Annotated in this window: 12 protein-coding genes; 9 read left to right on the top strand and 3 right to left on the bottom strand. The window is 62.1% G+C overall.

All coding sequences use genetic code 11. The annotated features are described in order from the left end of the window. Positions 1-124 precede the first annotated feature (124 nt). Positions 125-1009 (bottom strand): FkbM family methyltransferase, encoded by an 885-nt coding sequence (locus tag ACE3OO_RS05775; RefSeq protein WP_374300698.1) that lies wholly within the window; start codon positions 1007-1009, stop codon positions 125-127. A 242-nt stretch (positions 1010-1251) separates the two neighbouring features. Between ACE3OO_RS05775 and ACE3OO_RS05770 the strand changes: the two genes are divergently transcribed. Then, entirely contained in the window at positions 1252-2535 is a 1284-nt protein-coding gene (locus ACE3OO_RS05770; protein ID WP_374300696.1) for a glycosyltransferase family 4 protein, read from the top strand. 41 nt (positions 2536-2576) lie between these two features. On the opposite strand, the gene ACE3OO_RS05765 is transcribed toward ACE3OO_RS05770, so the two are convergent. After that, positions 2577-4100, bottom strand: coding sequence for a lipopolysaccharide biosynthesis protein (locus ACE3OO_RS05765; RefSeq protein ID WP_374300694.1), 1524 nt, complete (start codon positions 4098-4100; stop codon positions 2577-2579). Positions 4101-4109: 9 nt separating this feature from the next. Further along, entirely contained in the window at positions 4110-5561 is a 1452-nt protein-coding gene (gene pgmG, locus ACE3OO_RS05760; RefSeq protein ID WP_374300691.1) for a phosphoglucomutase/phosphomannomutase PgmG, read from the bottom strand. A gap of 651 nt (positions 5562-6212) precedes the next feature. Between pgmG and ACE3OO_RS05755 the strand changes: the two genes are divergently transcribed. The 8 genes from ACE3OO_RS05755 (at position 6213) to ACE3OO_RS05720 (ending at position 15750) form a co-directional block, all read left to right on the top strand. Then, positions 6213-6509, top strand: coding sequence for a hypothetical protein (locus tag ACE3OO_RS05755; RefSeq protein WP_374300689.1), 297 nt, complete (start codon positions 6213-6215; stop codon positions 6507-6509). Continuing rightward, positions 6442-7272, top strand: a complete 831-nt coding sequence (locus ACE3OO_RS05750; RefSeq protein ID WP_374300687.1) for a response regulator transcription factor — start codon at positions 6442-6444, stop codon at positions 7270-7272. Before ACE3OO_RS05755 ends, ACE3OO_RS05750 begins: the two co-directional genes overlap by 68 nt. Continuing rightward, positions 7196-8794: a sensor histidine kinase gene (locus ACE3OO_RS05745; protein ID WP_374304665.1), complete on the top strand. Its 1599-nt coding sequence runs from the start codon at positions 7196-7198 to the stop codon at positions 8792-8794. Before ACE3OO_RS05750 ends, ACE3OO_RS05745 begins: the two co-directional genes overlap by 77 nt. 114 nt (positions 8795-8908) lie before the next feature. Continuing rightward, positions 8909-10372 carry a mannose-1-phosphate guanylyltransferase/mannose-6-phosphate isomerase gene (locus ACE3OO_RS05740; RefSeq protein ID WP_374300684.1) on the top strand — a complete coding sequence of 488 codons (1464 nt, stop codon included), beginning with the start codon at positions 8909-8911 and terminating at the stop codon, positions 10370-10372. Position 10373: 1 nt separating this feature from the next. Continuing rightward, positions 10374-11372 carry a UDP-glucose 4-epimerase GalE gene (galE, locus tag ACE3OO_RS05735; protein ID WP_374300681.1) on the top strand — a complete coding sequence of 333 codons (999 nt, stop codon included), beginning with the start codon at positions 10374-10376 and terminating at the stop codon, positions 11370-11372. Between the two features lie 210 nt (positions 11373-11582). Further along, positions 11583-12731, top strand: coding sequence for an outer membrane beta-barrel protein (locus tag ACE3OO_RS05730; protein WP_374300678.1), 1149 nt, complete (start codon positions 11583-11585; stop codon positions 12729-12731). 119 nt (positions 12732-12850) lie between these two features. Further along, complete coding sequence (locus tag ACE3OO_RS05725; RefSeq protein WP_374300675.1) at positions 12851-13465, top strand: polysaccharide biosynthesis/export family protein; 615 nt, start codon at positions 12851-12853, stop codon at positions 13463-13465. After that, complete coding sequence (locus ACE3OO_RS05720; RefSeq protein ID WP_374300672.1) at positions 13465-15750, top strand: GumC family protein; 2286 nt, start codon at positions 13465-13467, stop codon at positions 15748-15750. The genes ACE3OO_RS05725 and ACE3OO_RS05720 overlap by 1 nt, the downstream gene beginning before the upstream one ends. Position 15751: the final 1 nt, after the last annotated feature.

The raw sequence follows: 15751 nt of genomic DNA, 5'->3' as shown, positions 1-15751 counted from the left end.
CCGGGTTGGCGTAAGATATGGGCTGGGTTCCGGCTCATAACCTGAAGGTCAGAGGTTCAAATCCTCTCCCCGCAACCAACATCCAAAACCCGCCGGCGCAAGCTTGGCGGGTTTTTTGTTGCCGTCATGCGTGATCTGGAGCCGGCTGGCTCGGCGGGCGGCGAGACCAGACGATCTCTCCGCGATAGCCGTCAAGGCTGTTCAGTGGCCTGGGGCGGCCGCTCCGCCAGGCAATTTCATGCGGCTGGAAATTCCAGCCCCGAAGCAGGCGCTCCACCGTTCCCGGGTCGCCGTAGCGCGCCAGGTGCCGTGGCTCGTATTCGGTCTGGATCAGGATGTCGGGGCTTGCGGCAATGATCGCCTCTGCGCCGCGCAGGACATTGGCTTCATATCCTTCGACATCGATCTTCATATAGTCGATACGTGGAATGGCATGCTGCAGGCAGTATTCATCCAGTGCCACCATGAAGACCGGGTCGCCATGCTCTTCCCCTGACGACATATGCGTCTCGCCCGGATTGCTCGCATTGAATGCGATCCTGGCCTGGCCGGATTGTGCGCCAACCGCCAGATTCTCGACGACGATGCGGGCTCCGGGCTGGCGTGCCGCATTGCGCTCCAGATAGCGGAAGGTTGCCGGATGCGCTTCGAATCCGACGACAAGGCCGCCCTGTCCGGCAAAGCGGCCTGCCGATACGGTATAAAGACCGATATTGGCGCCGATATCGAAGATGATCGGTTCCGGGGGCAAGGCGTGGTTCCAGAAACGCGTGATGTTGAGATCCCGCTCGTCGAAGGTGGCGGCAATGAAGGATGAGATATTGTTGGGCGGCGACGAGAAGTGCCGGCCGCGGCAGGCGGTGAATTCTACATCGCCCGCAGCCTTGACCTGCTCGCGCCAGGTAAAGGCCATGGCCCGGGTGGCAAACCGCAGCGGCGCTTCGTGATAGATCGGATAACTGCGGATCCACAGCAGGCGATCGACAAAGGGGCGGGGATTCCAGCGCATGCTCGCATGTCTCCTGTCCTGGCTGCTTAGCGAAGACGTTCCGCCATAGCTTCCTGCGGCAGCGGCAGATTTCAACCCGGTGGCGGCTGGTTGCCTGTGATCAAGCTGGGGCGCCGTGCAGCCGGGAATATTCAAGACTGCTGCTGGAGCGGAGTCACCGGTTGGTCACTGGCTCTGCCGGCTCGTGATCTGCTGTAATGCGGTTTCCCGCCGCCATGGGCGGTGCTTTTTACAGGTTTGGCATGCGCATTCTCCATCTCAGTACGTTTGATGCGGATACGGGCGCGGCGCGCGGCTCGCTGTGGCTGCATCATGCGCTACGGCGGCGCGGGGTCGATTCCATCATGCTGGCGGGCCGGAAGAAACGCACCGATAACGCGGTGCGGCCCCTGCCGGGCATGGTCGCGCAGCTTGCGGCCAGGTTGCGCATGCGGTTTGACGATCTGCCGCTGCGGCGCTACCGCAAGACCGACGAGTCGTTCTGGACCATCGGCTGGCTGCCCAGCCGCCTGGCGCAGATGACCGCCGATTTTGCCCCCGATATCGTGCATCTGCATTGGGTGGGGGCCGGCTTCCTGCCGGTGCAGGCCCTGGCCCAGTTTGCTTTTCCGGTGGTCTGGACCCTGCGCGACATGTGGCCGATGACCGGCGGCTGCCATTACACCGCAGGCTGCGAGAAGTACCACGACGCCTGCGGCGCCTGCCCGCAATTGCGATCTGTCGACGACAACGATCTTAGCCGCGCGATCTGGCGCAGCAAGCAGCGGCACTGGCGCAATCTCGATCTTCACCTGGTGCCGATCAGCCGCTGGCTGGGCGATTGCGTGCGGGCGAGTCCGCTGATGCGGAAATATCCACTGGAGGTGATTCCGAATGGCCTTGATACCGGCCTGTTCACGCCGGTCGGCAAGGCGGCCGGCCGCGCCGCATGGCAATTGCCGGCCGGCCGCCCGATCATGGTTTATGGTGCGGTGAATGCCACGACGGATATCCGCAAGGGATTTGCCGAATTGCGGGCGGCGCTGGAAATCCTTGGACGCGATACCACAGTCCAGCGTCCGATGCTGGTGGTCTTCGGCGATCTGCAGCCGGGAGACATCCCCGATTGTGGAATCGAGATCCGTTATGTCGGCTATATCCGCGACAATATCCGGTTGTCGCAGCTCTATGCCGCGGCCGATGTGGCAGTGATGCCATCACTGCAGGAAGCCTTCGGCAAGACCCTGATCGAGGCGATGGCCTGCGGTACGCCGGTGGTGGCCTTTGGCGGCGGCGGACCCGACGATATTATCGACCACCGCATCGACGGGTATCTGGCGCAGCCCGGCGATCCGGCCGATCTGGCGGCCGGCATCGCCTGGGGCCTGGCAGCCGTGGCGGCCGGTGCCGATCTTGGCCGTCTGGCCAGGGCGAAAGTGGAGGCTGCCTTCGATATCGACGTGGTCGCCGCCCGCTATCATGCCCTGTATCAGAGGATCCTGCGGCAACGGCCATCCGATGCCGACAGCCTTGCGGCGGCGCAGTAGGACGGCCCCGGGGTCGCGCCAAATACATCAGACGAAATACATCAAACCGGAGCTCGCCGCCGGAATGCCAGACCAGCCAGCGACTGCATGTCGCGGATCGCATGCCGGCTCTGCGGCAACAGGAGAAAGCAGGCTAGGCTAACGCCGGCTGCCGCCAGCGTCAGCACAGCGAGGGCGACAAGCGGGCGTCCGTCCAGTGGCGACCAGAAACTGCTGTGGCGCAGCCCCCAGATTGTGGCCGCCACCGCGAATGCCGCGAGCAGCGAAGGCAGCATGCTGGCATAGAGATCGCGTGCGACGACCGGGCCGCGCCGTCCGATCACCCAGAACTGGCAGGGCAGGCGGATGAACAGCCCGCTCAAGGCGAAGCCCGCGGCAACCCCGGCTGCACCGAAAGGCAGGCCGGCAGTCACGCCGGCGGCGGTGATCGCTGAGCAGATCGTGCCCCAGCGCAGCATCTCCGCCGTGCGGTTCTGCGTCATCAGCAGCCAGCCAAAGGTTTGCAGGATCGGCTGGTAAAGGGTGGCAAGGCCAAGCCATGCCATGATCGGCGCCGCCGCCGCCCATTGCGGTCCGAACAGCAGATGTACCACCAGATCCGGCGCTGCGATGAGAATAGCCGCAGCCGGCATGGTCGCCATATTCAGTTTCTCGACCACACGGAGATAGGCGCGGCGATAGCGCGCCGGCTGGTCGGCCAGGCGGCTCAGGGTCGGCATGGCTACCGAGAAAAGCGGAAGATTCAGGCTGGCGACCGGCACCAGAAGGATCTTGTAGGCGCGGTCGTAATAACCAAGCTGCGTGGCCCCCCAATACCAGCCGATCAGGATCTGGTCGAGATTGCGGACCAGCAGATTGGCGAGATTGGATCCCGTCACGTTGCCGCCGAACCCGAGCAGGTCGCGCACCTGCCGCAGCGGCGCCGGGCGGCCGGGTCGCCAGCCGCAGAACAGCCAGCCGCCGGCCGACAGGCAGATCGCCCAGACCAGACGCTGGATTACCAGGGCCCAGTAGCCCGCGCCCGCCACGGCGGAAATCACGGCGGCGGCCATGGCCAGAATCTCTGCGCCCATCTGGATGCCGGCCAGCAGGGAAAACCGCATCTGGCGCCGCAGCAGGGCCAGATGCTGTGTAGAAAATCCGCTGACCAGAAACCCGATGCCAAAGGCGAGCGTGATCTTCAGCAGGGCCGGTTCGCCATAGAACCAGGCCAGGGTCGGCGCCAACGGCACCATAAGCAAGGCCGCCACGGTACCCAGTGCCACATTGATCCAGAACAGCGCGCTGACTTCGGCATGGCTGATCGACTGGCGTTGCACGGTCGCGGCCGACAGCCCGAGATCCTTGAACATTTCAAGGAAGGTCAGCAATACGGCCACCATGGCGACGAGGCCGAAGGCCTCGGGCAGCAGCAGGCGGGCCAGAATGATCGTGGTGGCAAACTGCACGACCATTTTTGCCATCTGCGCAAGCATGGTCACCACCCCGCCGCGCACCGACCGGCCGGTCAGGTCGCTGGCAAGGTGGTCGGTGCGGAAATGTGATTCCGGGTCCGGATTCCGCATGCGGGGTGATCACGCCACGGCACTGACACGGGAGGATGCGGTCATGCGCCCGACAGACCCGTCGCCATCGCCCAGAATAGTGCGGATCTGCCGTTCGGGCAGTCCGCTGGCCAATAACTGTTTAGCCAGCGATGCCTTCAAGCGTTCGAGTCCGGCTGCGTCAGAGGCTTCGCAGCGTCCCACCAGGACATTCTGTGTATTCGAAGCCCGCAGCAGCCACCAGCCATCGCCGGTGCGCACGCGGACGCCGTCGATGTCATTCATGTCGGCGCCGGCCATGCGCAGGCGCCGGCGTACCTCGTCGACGATGGAGAATTTTCGGGTGTCGTCGCAGTCGATGCGCAGCTCGGGCGTGGCGAGGGTTTTTGGCAGCCGGTCATGCAGATACGCCAGGCTACGATTGCCGCGGGCGACGAGGTTGAGCAGCCGGATGGCGGCGTATAAGGCGTCGTCGAAGCCGAAATAGCGATCGGCAAAGAAGATGTGGCCGCTCATCTCGCCGGCCAGGGCCGCGCCAGTTTCGCGCATCTTTGCCTTGATCAGCGAATGGCCTGTCCGCCACATCACCGGCTTGCCGCCCAGCCGTTCGACGGTATCGAACAGGGATTGGCTGGTCTTAACATCTGCAATGATGGTCGCGCCAGGCTGCCGACGCAGGATGTCCTCTGACCACAGCATCATCAACTGGTCGCCCCACAGGACGTTGCCGCGATTGTCGATCACGCCCAGGCGATCGCCGTCGCCGTCAAAGGCGATACCGAGATCACAATCCCTGGTCAGAACAGTGTGTCGCAGATGATCGAGGGTCTCCGGCAGCGTCGGATCGGGATGATGCGCGGGGAAGGTTCCGTCAACTTCACCATTGAGAACGATGTGACGGCCAGGCAGGCCGCGCACGATGCGTTCGATTGCGGGACAGGCAGCCCCGTTGCCGGGATCCCATGCCACCGACAATGGCCGCGCCAGCTCTGCGTCGCGGAGCAGGCGCATGGTGTAGGCTCCCAGAACCGAGCGGCGCAACGTGCGGCCGGCTCCTGAGAAATAGGCGCCGTCTTGAACGATGCGGCCAAGCTCGAGAATATCGGCGCCATGTATGGTGCGGCCCTGCAGAACCAGTTTGAATCCATTATAGTCGGCCGGATTATGCGAGCCGGTTATCATGGCGGCGGCATCGGCGGAAAGATGGTGTTCGGCGAAATACAGCATCGGGGTGGGGCCAATGCCGATGCGATAGACATCGATGCCGGCCGCTTTCAGGCCTCGTCCAAAAGCCCTAGCCAATAGGGGCGAACTGAGCCGGCCATCGCGGCCAAGCGCGCAACTGCGCCCACCGGCACGCCGGATCATGCTGCCGAAGGCGCGGCCGAGCGCAGCGGCGTCTGCGGCATGCAGGCTTTGTCCAACAACTCCGCGGATGTCGTATTCACGCAGAATGCTTTTGTCGAGGTGACGGTCCGGCATCGACGATCTCCTGATCCGGTAACAGCTGGGATAGTGGCAATGTCATAACGGCTGGCGCGTTGATGCAGTGTGGTTATGCCGTGGCCATTCAGTGGATTGCTTCTGGGGGATTTGCTTCTGTAACGGCTGGGATGGGCCGCTGTGACCAATTTGTGGCCTGGTCACAATCGGGCCCCGGTACCCTTGAAGGACCCGGTTGCCCGCTTTTAATATCCATTTGCCGCAATCGAGCGCATGCCTTTTGGCAGGCAAGCGCACACAGCCTGGCTGGAACTTGTTCCATGCAGGCGCGTTCATGAACGTTCAGCGGATAATTTCATATTTGAACGCCCGCCCGAACAGTGCGTCACAACGGGGGAAACCGGAGAAGACTGGCAACGCTGTGCCCGTGCGCGGGCGCAGGAAACCGAGTGTGGACCTATCGATGTTTCGCGATGGTGTGGCGATGGTTTGGGCACCAGGCGGAAAGGCGGAGTGATGAACAGGGTCCTGATATGGTTTCCGTGTGGTGTCGGCCTCGCTGCGCTTACCGCGTGCAGCGGTATTGCGACTCTGCAGCCCGGGCCCGGAAACTCCAGCGCTCCGTCATCCGTTGAATCTCCGAAAAAGCAGCCACGGCGCAGCAATACAGGTGTGGTTGCCGCAGTTTCCATGCCGCAGCCGCGCGAAACAGTGAACAGCCAGGACATGCCCGTGCATCTGATCGGTCTCGATGGCGAACAGTTGAGCAGCCGCCTGGGACGGCCCAGCGAGGAATGGGAGCATGGGCCGGGCAAGCTGTGGCGGTTTCGGTATGCCGGTACCTGCATCCTGGATGTGCGGCTTTACCCCGATGTGCAAACCCAGACTTTTCGCAGCCTGAACTATGAGGTGATTGGAGATGACGGTTCTGACAACGGAAAGCGCCGATGCGCGGCAGAACTACAGTCATGGGCCAACCGGAAATGAGCTGCGTGGAAGCCATGCAGTCAGTGCCGGTACCCGTCCCATCAGGGTCGTGTTTGTCGATGATGACGACGACTACCGCGAAGCCATGAGCGGCGAGCTGGCCGATCATGGTTTCGAGGTTGTTGACCTTGCCGATGGCGATGCGATGTTCGGGTATTTCGCAGATGGCGGCGGCGCCGATGTGGTGGTGCTGGACTGGCGGCTGCCCGGAACCTCCGGTCTCGATTTGCTGGGGCAATCGCGCCGGCGCGGCATTCACGTGCCTATGATCGTGCTGACCGGCATGCTGTCGACGACCTATGAGAACGCCGCGCTGGATAACGGGGCGGTCGACTTTGTGAATAAGTCGCGCGGCGCGGCGGTTCTTGCCAAGCGGATCGGCCTGATCGTCGCTGCGGGCAAGAAGTTGCCGGAACATCGCCGTGAAGAGGTAATCGTGTGCGGCGATCTTATGCTGAGGCCCCAGATCAGCCGGGCGCTATGGCGAGAAGTCGATGCCAATCTCACGGTCGTCGAATTCAATATCGTGCACCTTCTGGTGCGGCACCTGAATGAATACGTTACCTATCGCGCAATATATGACTGCGTGCATCACGCAGGCTTCATAGCCGGAACGGGCGAGGACGGCTATCGGACCAATGTCCGGTCGTCGATCAAGCGCATTCGCAACAAATTCCGGGCGATCGATGCAGAATTCAGCCAGATCGAGAATTTCCTTGCCTTCGGATATCGCTGGCGCGCGCTTGTCGACGGGCAGAGCTGACGTTTTGCATGCGCTGCGGCGCATTGCGGCATCGCTCACCCTGAAGATGATTGGCCTGGTCGTGGTGTTTGTCGCCTTGCCGGTCGTTTTGTATGGGCAGTTCGAGAGCGCCGACAACCAGCGTCGCGACCTCGTGGTGCGGGGCATCCAGCAGCGCAGCTGGCTGATTGCCCAGGCCCTGACGCCGATCCTCGACCAGCCATCCGGCCCTCCGCACAAGTCCCTCAATCAGGAACTGCAGCGGTTCAAGGATAACCGGACGCTGTTGAAGTTGATGTTCCGGCCGGTGGGGATGCCGGCTGGCGGCAGCTTCTATTACATCGCCTCGGCGCCAGAATCGAAGCCCGAGCTGGTGGGGGCCGAACTGTCCAGCCTGGCGGAACACGGTGTTCTGCAGCAGCTTTCCGAAAGTTGCGCCTGGGATGCGCCGATCGATATCCGTTACCGGCAGCCGAATGGCCACGAGGAAATCATGACATCAGTCGTGCCGATCCAGTCGCGTTGGGGCTGTTGGGTCCTGCTGTCGGCGCATCCGACGTCCGAATTCCTCAACATATCGATTGGCCGCTCCTACTGGCAGACCAGGGAAATCCAGGTGGCGGCCGCCATCTATTTCGTATTCGCGTTGCTGGCGATCCTGGTGACGGTAAGCGTGTGGCGGAGTCTGCATCATTTCCGGCATGTCGCCCGCGAGATGAGAGAAGGGCGCGGCTCGGAGCGCACATTCGTGGCCCGCAACGTCGTGCCGGAGTTGACCAGTGTCGCGGCCGATTTCGATCATTTTGTTCGGGACCTGCGGAGAATCGCGCATGACATGCGACAGGCCTCGGAAGACAACGCACATTCCCTGAAGGGGCCAATCTGCACCATCCAGTCCTCGCTTGAACCCATCAAGCGCGTGGTGCCCGCGGACAACAGTCGCGCCACCCGAGCTATCAGCCTGGTCGAATCCTCGCTGCGACGGCTGCATTCCCTGGTCAATGCGACCCAGCGCATCGATTACAACACGGCAAATCTGATCGATGCACCGCGGATTCGCGTCAACTTGTCGGAAATTGTCGCCGATACCGTTTTGCGTTACCGCGAGGTCCTGGCCGAACACAATGTCCGCCTTGTCAGGGTTCTGGAGGAAGGAGCCTGTGTTCTGGCCGGTCGGGGCGTGATCGACACCATCTTCGAAAACATCCTCGACAATGCCATTGGTTTCGCGCCGGAACGGTCGACTGTGTCGGTGTATGTCTTCCGCCAGAATGGCAGTGTCATGCTGCATGTCGATGATGAAGGGCCGGGCATAAGCCACGAGCAGATCGATATGGTTTTCGATCGCTATTTCTCTTCGCGCGCGGGTTCACCCAACCAGACCGGACGGCGCAGCACGCCGGGCGGAAGCCCTGGCAGCCACGCCGGCCTTGGCCTGTGGATCGTTCATCGGAATGTCGAGGCCCTGGGCGGCACGGTCTCCGCCCACAATCGCCTCAGTGGCGGATTGAGCATCCGCATCGAACTTCCGGCGGCGGCCTGAACCGATTGCCGCCATTCGGTTATCTCCACAGCCACAGCTTGATCACTGGCCCGGATCAGCCGGCCTGCGCATAGTCGCTCAATGAAATTCACGACAGCCGGAATGGAGCCAGCAATGAATGCAGTGGTCGAAAGCAGCAGTGTTCTCGAGCAGCGCGCATTCCAGATCCATCCCGTCATTCTGGCCGGCGGATCCGGCACCCGACTATGGCCGCTGTCCCGCACGGCTTATCCGAAGCAATTGCTGCCGCTGGTATCGGAGCGCAGCTTGCTGCAGCAGACGGTGGAGCGGAACCAGGCTGCGCTGGGTTTTGCTCCGCCGATCCTGGTCTGCGGCGACGAGCATCGTTTCCTGATCGATGATCAAATGACTGCAATCGGCGTGGAACCGCAACAGATCATTCTGGAGCCTGTCGGGCGCAACACGGCTCCGGCCCTGGCCGTAGCGGCGCTTCTTCTGAACGATCGCGACACGGATGCCCTGATGCTGGTGCAGCCAGCCGATCACGCAATCGGCGATCTGGCCAGCCTGCAGACGGCTGTTCGTGCCGGATTGCCGGCGGCCGAAGCAGGCTGTCTGGTTACCTTCGGCATCGCGCCGGACAGGCCGGAGCCGGGTTATGGATATATCAAGGGCGGCCCGCTGCTGGAGGGCTCTGATCACGTGCGGAGCGTCGACCGCTTCATCGAGAAACCCGATCGCAACGCGGCTAAATCATATGTCGATAGCGGGGCCTATTTCTGGAACAGCGGGATCTTCCTGATGCGGGCCAGCCGGTATCTCGAGGAATTGCGACGCCTGCATCCTGCCATGCTGGAAGCCTGTGAACAGGCCGTGTCGGGCGGTCAATCCGATCTGGGGTTCTACCGGCTGGATGCCGAAGCCTTCAGGGCGGCGCCTTCGCTGTCGATCGATCACGCCGTCATGGAGCATACCGATCGCGCGGCCGTGGTGCCGGTCAGCATGGCGTGGAGCGATCTTGGCTCCTGGCAGGCCCTGCGCGGTGTGCTGCCCGATGACGGCGCCGGCAATATCGTCAATGGCGACGTGATCGCGCGTGATGTCAAAAACTGCTACCTGCGCAGCGAGGACAAGCTCCTGGCGGTAATCGGGCTTGAGGATGTGGTGGTTGTGTCGACCGATGATGCCGTCTTGGTGGCGCGCGCAGACCGGGTCGACGAGGTGTCTCAGGTGGTTGAACAACTGCGGTTGCGCAACAGGCCAGAACCGCTATCGCACCGCACCTGCTATCGGCCCTGGGGATCCTATGCCTCGATTGATGCGGGTGACCGTTTTCAGGTCAAGCGCATCACAGTGAAACCGGGCGCCCGATTAAGCCTGCAAAAGCACTTCCATCGCGCCGAGCACTGGGTGGTGGTGCGCGGAACGGCCCTGGTTGAGCGCGATGGCGAGAGCACATTGTTGCGTGAAAATGAATCGATCTACATTCCCATTGGCGCCGCTCATCGGCTGGAGAATCCGGGCAAGCTGCCGCTACACCTGATCGAGGTGCAGTCAGGTGCCTATCTGGGTGAGGATGATATCGTCCGGCTGGCCGACAATTACGGCCGGTGCTGAGATGCCGGAAAGCATTCTGGTGACCGGCGGCGCCGGCTATATCGGCAGTCATGTATGCCAGGCAGTCTCGACCGCCGGGCTGCAGCCCGTTGTCTACGACAACATGTCATCGGGCCATGGCTGGGCCGTGCAATGGGGCCCATTGGAGGGTGGCGATCTGATCGATGCAGGGCGGCTGGACGAGGTGATGCGCAAATACCGTCCCGTCGCGGTCATCCATCTGGCGGGGCTGATTGTATCCAGCGAATCGGTGCGCGATCCGGAGCCGTATTACGCCAGCAATGTGGCGGGCAGCCTGACGCTGCTGGAGGCGATGCGACGGAATGGCATCGAACGGATGGTGTTTTCTTCCAGTGCCGCTGTATATGGCGAACCTGATGTGACGCCGATTCCTGAGCAGCATCCACGGCGGCCGCTCAATCCTTATGGCACGAGCAAGCTGGTGATCGAAACGGCGTTGCAGGATTATGCCCGGGCTTATGGCCTGCATTCGGTATCGCTGCGCTATTTCAATGCCGCGGGCGCGGATCCCGCCGGCGAGATCGGCGAGGCGCATCCAATCGAAAGCCACCTGATCCCGCTGGTACTCGATGCCGCAGCAGGCTTGCGGCCGGCAATTGCCATCTATGGCACTGACTATCCGACGCGGGATGGCACCTGCATCCGCGATTATATTCACGTCTCCGATCTGGCGGAGGCACATGTTCTTGCGCTGCGTTATCTGGGGCGTGCCGTGGGGGCCCACGCCTTCAATCTGGGCAGCGGCAGCGGCGCCACGGTGCGCGAAGTTATTCGAACTGCCGAGGGTATAGTCGGGAGAAAGATTCCACTTAATATTGCGGCCCGCCGACCCGGTGATCCTGCGGCCTTGCTGGCCGATCCCGGTCGTGCCCATCAACTGCTCGGCTGGCAGCCCCGGCTGTCCGATCTCGACACGATGATCTCCACCGCCTGGCTGTGGCATCAGAAAATGCTGCACCGTCGCAAAGCCATGCTATAAAAAAGCGACCATTTTCCAAGGTGGAGCTTCATGCGGCCTTGCGGTTTCCTTTCAGCCAATCGCCTTTTGCATGCGATGGTACTCGGCTTTGCGGCTTCAGGCCTAATGCTATCCGGAGATGGCCTCGCCCAGGCAACACCCCAGGCGGCCTCCCAGGCCACAGAATCCAAGGCTCCGTTACCTGATGAGGTTCCGCGTGGCGCCACGGTCGTGGATCGGTCGCGGCCCGATTACGATGCTGCCGGCATCCGTCTGGGCGGCTTCCTGCTGTATCCGGGGCTAGCTGTGCAGGAGAGCTACAACTCCAACATCTATGCCACGCAGAACAACCGGCAGGACGATTTCATCACGACGATCAGCCCCAGCCTGGATCTGCGCTCGAACTGGAACAATCATGCCCTGCGCCTGCATGCCGACACCGCCCTGGCGCGGTATGCCGATCACCAATCGGAAAATTACACGGACTACACGCTGCTGACGGATGGCCGCGTCGATGTGTTGCGGGATCTGCGGTTATTCGGCGGAGCCGGAGTGGCGCGTCGGCATGAAGCGCGCTCATCGCCGGATAACCAGGGCGGCACCGAGCCGACGGAATATACGGTCTATTCTGCAAATGCCGCCATTGAGAAGGTATTCAACCGCATGTCTGTCCGCCTAGACGGCAAGGGCGAACGCTATGCCTTCAGTGACGTGCAGAATTCCAGCGGCGGCACGATCGGCCAGGGCGGCCGAGACCGCAACCAGGGGGAGCTGTCGCTGCGCACGGGCTATGAACTGGCGCCGCTGCGCGTGGTTTACCTGCAGGGTTCGGTCAATACCCGCGAGTATGACAACAGCCGCGATGCCAACGGCTATGCCAGAAGTTCGGATGGCTACGCATTCGTGGTCGGCGCCGAATACGATCTGACCGGTATTACATCGCTCGACATCTTCGCCGGCTACCGCCAGCAGGATTACGATGACGCCCGGCTGAAGAGCATGACGGGATGGACGGCTGGCGCCACGTTCACCTGGAACGTGACGCGACTGACCACCGTGACGGCTGGCCTGACCCGCGACATCGAGGAAACGACCCTGGCCGGTGCTTCCGGTTATTTTGCCACACGGACCGAGCTGCGCATCGATCATGAATTGCTGCGCAACCTGTTGCTGAATGCCAGGGTGGGATACGAACAGGATGACTTCGAAGGCATTGGCCGCGAAGACGACTACATCAGTGCCGGTCTCGGCGCCAAATACCTGATCAGCCGCAATTTCGCGCTGTCAGGCGGTTATGGTTACCGTGAGCGCGATTCCTCCGCCACGAACAGCGATTTTTCAGAAAATGTGGTTTTTCTGCGGCTGAGTACGTATCTCTGATCGGGGTGGTTGCCCCTCTTTGATCACAGCCGGTTCGGGCGCTTTGTTGGTAGAAGCAGATGGTTTTCCGGATGCCATGCGGGCATCCGGAGTTTCTGCGATCAACGGGGCGGCCGGCCATGCCAAGCGTCTTCGCACATCATCGTCTTCTCCGGTATCTCCTCCGGTGCAGTCTGTTCCTCGCCGCTTTGCCCATCGTGGCCTGCGGTCCGGTGACAGCGCAGCAGACCGGCCATGTCGATGCCATGACAGCAGAGGCATTGTCGGCCAGTGCCGGCTATCGCCTCGGCTCCGGCGATCGTGTGCGGATCACAGTCTACGGCCAGCCTGAGCTGACCGGCGAATACGCCATCGACGGCAGCGGCGCACTCTCTTTTCCGTTGATTGGCCAGATCCAGGCAGGCGGGCAGAGCGCAAGTGGGCTTGAAAAAGCGCTGGTTGACCGGTTGCAGCCAAATTACCTGAAGAACCCGAGCGTCAGCGTCGAGATACTGACCTATCGCCCATTCTATATCGTTGGCGAAGTGCGCACCCCGGGCAGTTATCCCTATGTCTCCGGGATGACCGTGCTGAATGCCGTGGCTCTGGCGGGCGGCTTCACCTACCGCGCCCGTGAAGGCGATTTCTATGTCATGCGTCAGATGGCGGAAGGTGGAAAGGGCCGGCTGCAGGCCATGCCGGATACGCCGGTTCTGCCGGGTGACGTGATCACCGTGCGGGAGCGGTATTTCTGATGCATCTGCCGGATCGCCTGATTGCCCGATCGCCGCAGCAGCCGACGCTACTGGCGCCGCAGTTGATGCCGCCGCTGTATTCGGCCGCGCCGCCGACGCAAACCGGAATCCTTGACTTGCTGTTGCAGTTGTGGCGGCAAAAGGTATTGATCCTGTCGATCGGCCTGTTCTGCGCCGCAATTGCCGTGCTGGTCGCGCGCGCGATGCCGGTTTATTACATCGCCGAAGCAAGGGTGCTGGTGGGCGTGCCCCTGTTGCGGGTCATGAATATCGAAGCCGTGATGGCCGATATCAATCCCGATGCCGAGCGAATCCAGAATGAAGGCTATATCGTCCAGTCGCGCGCCCTGGCCGAACAGGTGGTTGGCCAGCTCGGCCTGGATGAGGATCCGGAATTCAATCCGCTGCTGCAAGCCAAGCCGCTCTGGCGGCGCCTGCTCGATCTATCGCGCTATCTGCCGGATGCATGGTTGTCGGACTCTGCCGACAAGCCTGCGGATCCGGCGGCGCAGGCGCGGTTCGAAACGGATACCGTGATCGATACCCTGCTGTCGCGTCTGGATGTATCGACTCTGGGCCGCTCGCATGTGCTGTCGATCCAGGCGAAGGCGCAGGACCCGTCGCGCGCCGCATCCATCGCCAATGCCTTCGCCGATGCATATCTGGCCCGGCAGCGGTTGGAGAAGGTGAAGGCCAATGACGAGGCCGAGCAATTCCTGACCGACCGGATCGCGACGCTGCGCCAGCAAGTGGAAAAGGCGGATCAGGCGGTGGAGGATTACCGCCGGCAGAATGGCCTTTACAAGGGTGCAAGTGTTGGCGTCACCACCCAGCAACTGACGGAACTCAACACGCAGTTGATCGTGGCGCAAACTGCCAAGGCCGAAACGGAAGCGCGACTCAGCGAGGCGCAGAGCCTGAAAAAGACCGGCATCGCCGGAGAGAGCGTTCCCGAAGTCCTCAATTCCCCGGTCATCCAGTCGTTCAAGCAGCAGCAGGTCGAGGCCGAGCGGCGCCTGGCCGACCTGTCGAGCAATTTCGGTCCGCAGCATCCGCGCATTCTGAGCGCGCGAGCCGAGATTGCCGGAATTCGCGGCAGGTTGCGGCAGGAGATGGATCACATCATCGACGGCCTGCGCCATGAGGCCAGGACGGCAGATGCCCGCTATCAGGCCCTGCGGCAGAATTTCGATCGCCTGCAATCCCGGCAGGCCGGGGTGAATGAAAAGTCGATCAAGCTGGAATCGCTGGAACGTGAGGCCGCCGTCAACCATAACCTGCTTGACCAGGTGATGGGCCGTGCCAAGGAAACCTTCGGCCAGGATCGACTGCAGCGCCCGAATGGCCAGCTCATATCCACGGCGCCGCCGCCCATCGCTCCGGGCTTTCCGCCACGCATATTGATCGTATTCCTCGGTGCGGCCGGCGGCATCCTGATCGGTGTCATGATCGCGTTGCTGCGGGATAACGCTGATCGCAGTTTTCGCCGCGGCGATCAGATCGAAGCCTATACGGGTCTGCCTGTTCTGGCTCTCATCCCGGCCCTGAAGGGGCGCATGACCGCTCTGGCACATGTCTTGCGGCAGCCATTCTCGCCGTATAGCGAAGCCTTGCGGAAGCTGTATATCGGGCTGGAGCTGTCGCAGGCGAAAGCGTCGCCGAAGACGATATTGTTTGCTTCGGCAGTGCCAGGAGAAGGAAAGTCGGTATTGGTCGCTTCCTTCGGCCGGCTGTTGGCCAGCCAGGGACACCGGATCCTGCTGATTGACTGCGACTGGCGCAGCCCGCGGCTGCATCGCCTGCTTCAGTGCGGCAATCGCTACGGTCTTGCGGATCTGATTTCTGAGGACGACGAGCAGACCCTGGGGCATGCCGCCGGGCAGGCCATTGTCACCGATGCGCTGTCGGGCCTGGACCTGATCCCGGCCGGCCAGTTCACGGCACAGTCGATGCGCAATCTGGGCGGTGACAGGATGCAGCGGCTGCTGCACAGCCTCTCCGGGCGTTACGACATGATCCTCCTGGATGCGGCGCCGGTGCTTGTGGGGGCCGAGGTGCTGACCCTGGCCCGCATGGTCGATAAGGTGGCACTCTCCGTGCGTTGGGGGCATACCCGCCGGGAAGCCGTTGGAGAGGCCCTGAAAAGCCTGATCGATGTGCAGGCCGATTTTGCCGGTGCGGTACTGACCCGGGTGGATCCAAAGGGTTATCGCAAATACGCTTACGGGCACCTGAACTACGAATACGAACGACCGGTGCTGGCCCGCTCGGGCAACTGGAGCTGAT

The sequence above is a fragment of the Ferrovibrio sp. genome (genome assembly GCF_041906005.1).
Classification (GTDB): domain Bacteria; phylum Pseudomonadota; class Alphaproteobacteria; order Ferrovibrionales; family Ferrovibrionaceae; genus Ferrovibrio.
The sequence above is the reverse complement of the archived record's forward strand: the minus strand, read 5'-3'. Positions and strand labels throughout refer to the sequence as shown.

Excerpts from the sequence above, each read along its gene's own strand:
- ACE3OO_RS05775 (WP_374300698.1), bottom strand. The coding sequence starts at position 1,009 with ATGCGCTGGAATCCCCGCCCCTTTGTCGATCGCCTGCTGTGGATCCGC.
- ACE3OO_RS05770 (WP_374300696.1), top strand. The coding sequence starts at position 1,252 with ATGCGCATTCTCCATCTCAGTACGTTTGATGCGGATACGGGCGCGGCG.
- ACE3OO_RS05765 (WP_374300694.1), bottom strand. The coding sequence starts at position 4,100 with ATGCGGAATCCGGACCCGGAATCACATTTCCGCACCGACCACCTTGCC.
- pgmG (WP_374300691.1), bottom strand. The coding sequence starts at position 5,561 with ATGCCGGACCGTCACCTCGACAAAAGCATTCTGCGTGAATACGACATC.
- ACE3OO_RS05755 (WP_374300689.1), top strand. The coding sequence starts at position 6,213 with ATGCCGCAGCCGCGCGAAACAGTGAACAGCCAGGACATGCCCGTGCAT.
- ACE3OO_RS05750 (WP_374300687.1), top strand. The coding sequence starts at position 6,442 with ATGACGGTTCTGACAACGGAAAGCGCCGATGCGCGGCAGAACTACAGT.
- ACE3OO_RS05745 (WP_374304665.1), top strand. The coding sequence starts at position 7,196 with ATGCAGAATTCAGCCAGATCGAGAATTTCCTTGCCTTCGGATATCGCT.
- ACE3OO_RS05740 (WP_374300684.1), top strand. The coding sequence starts at position 8,909 with ATGAATGCAGTGGTCGAAAGCAGCAGTGTTCTCGAGCAGCGCGCATTC.
- galE (WP_374300681.1), top strand. The coding sequence starts at position 10,374 with ATGCCGGAAAGCATTCTGGTGACCGGCGGCGCCGGCTATATCGGCAGT.
- ACE3OO_RS05725 (WP_374300675.1), top strand. The coding sequence starts at position 12,851 with ATGCCAAGCGTCTTCGCACATCATCGTCTTCTCCGGTATCTCCTCCGG.
- ACE3OO_RS05720 (WP_374300672.1), top strand. The coding sequence starts at position 13,465 with ATGCATCTGCCGGATCGCCTGATTGCCCGATCGCCGCAGCAGCCGACG.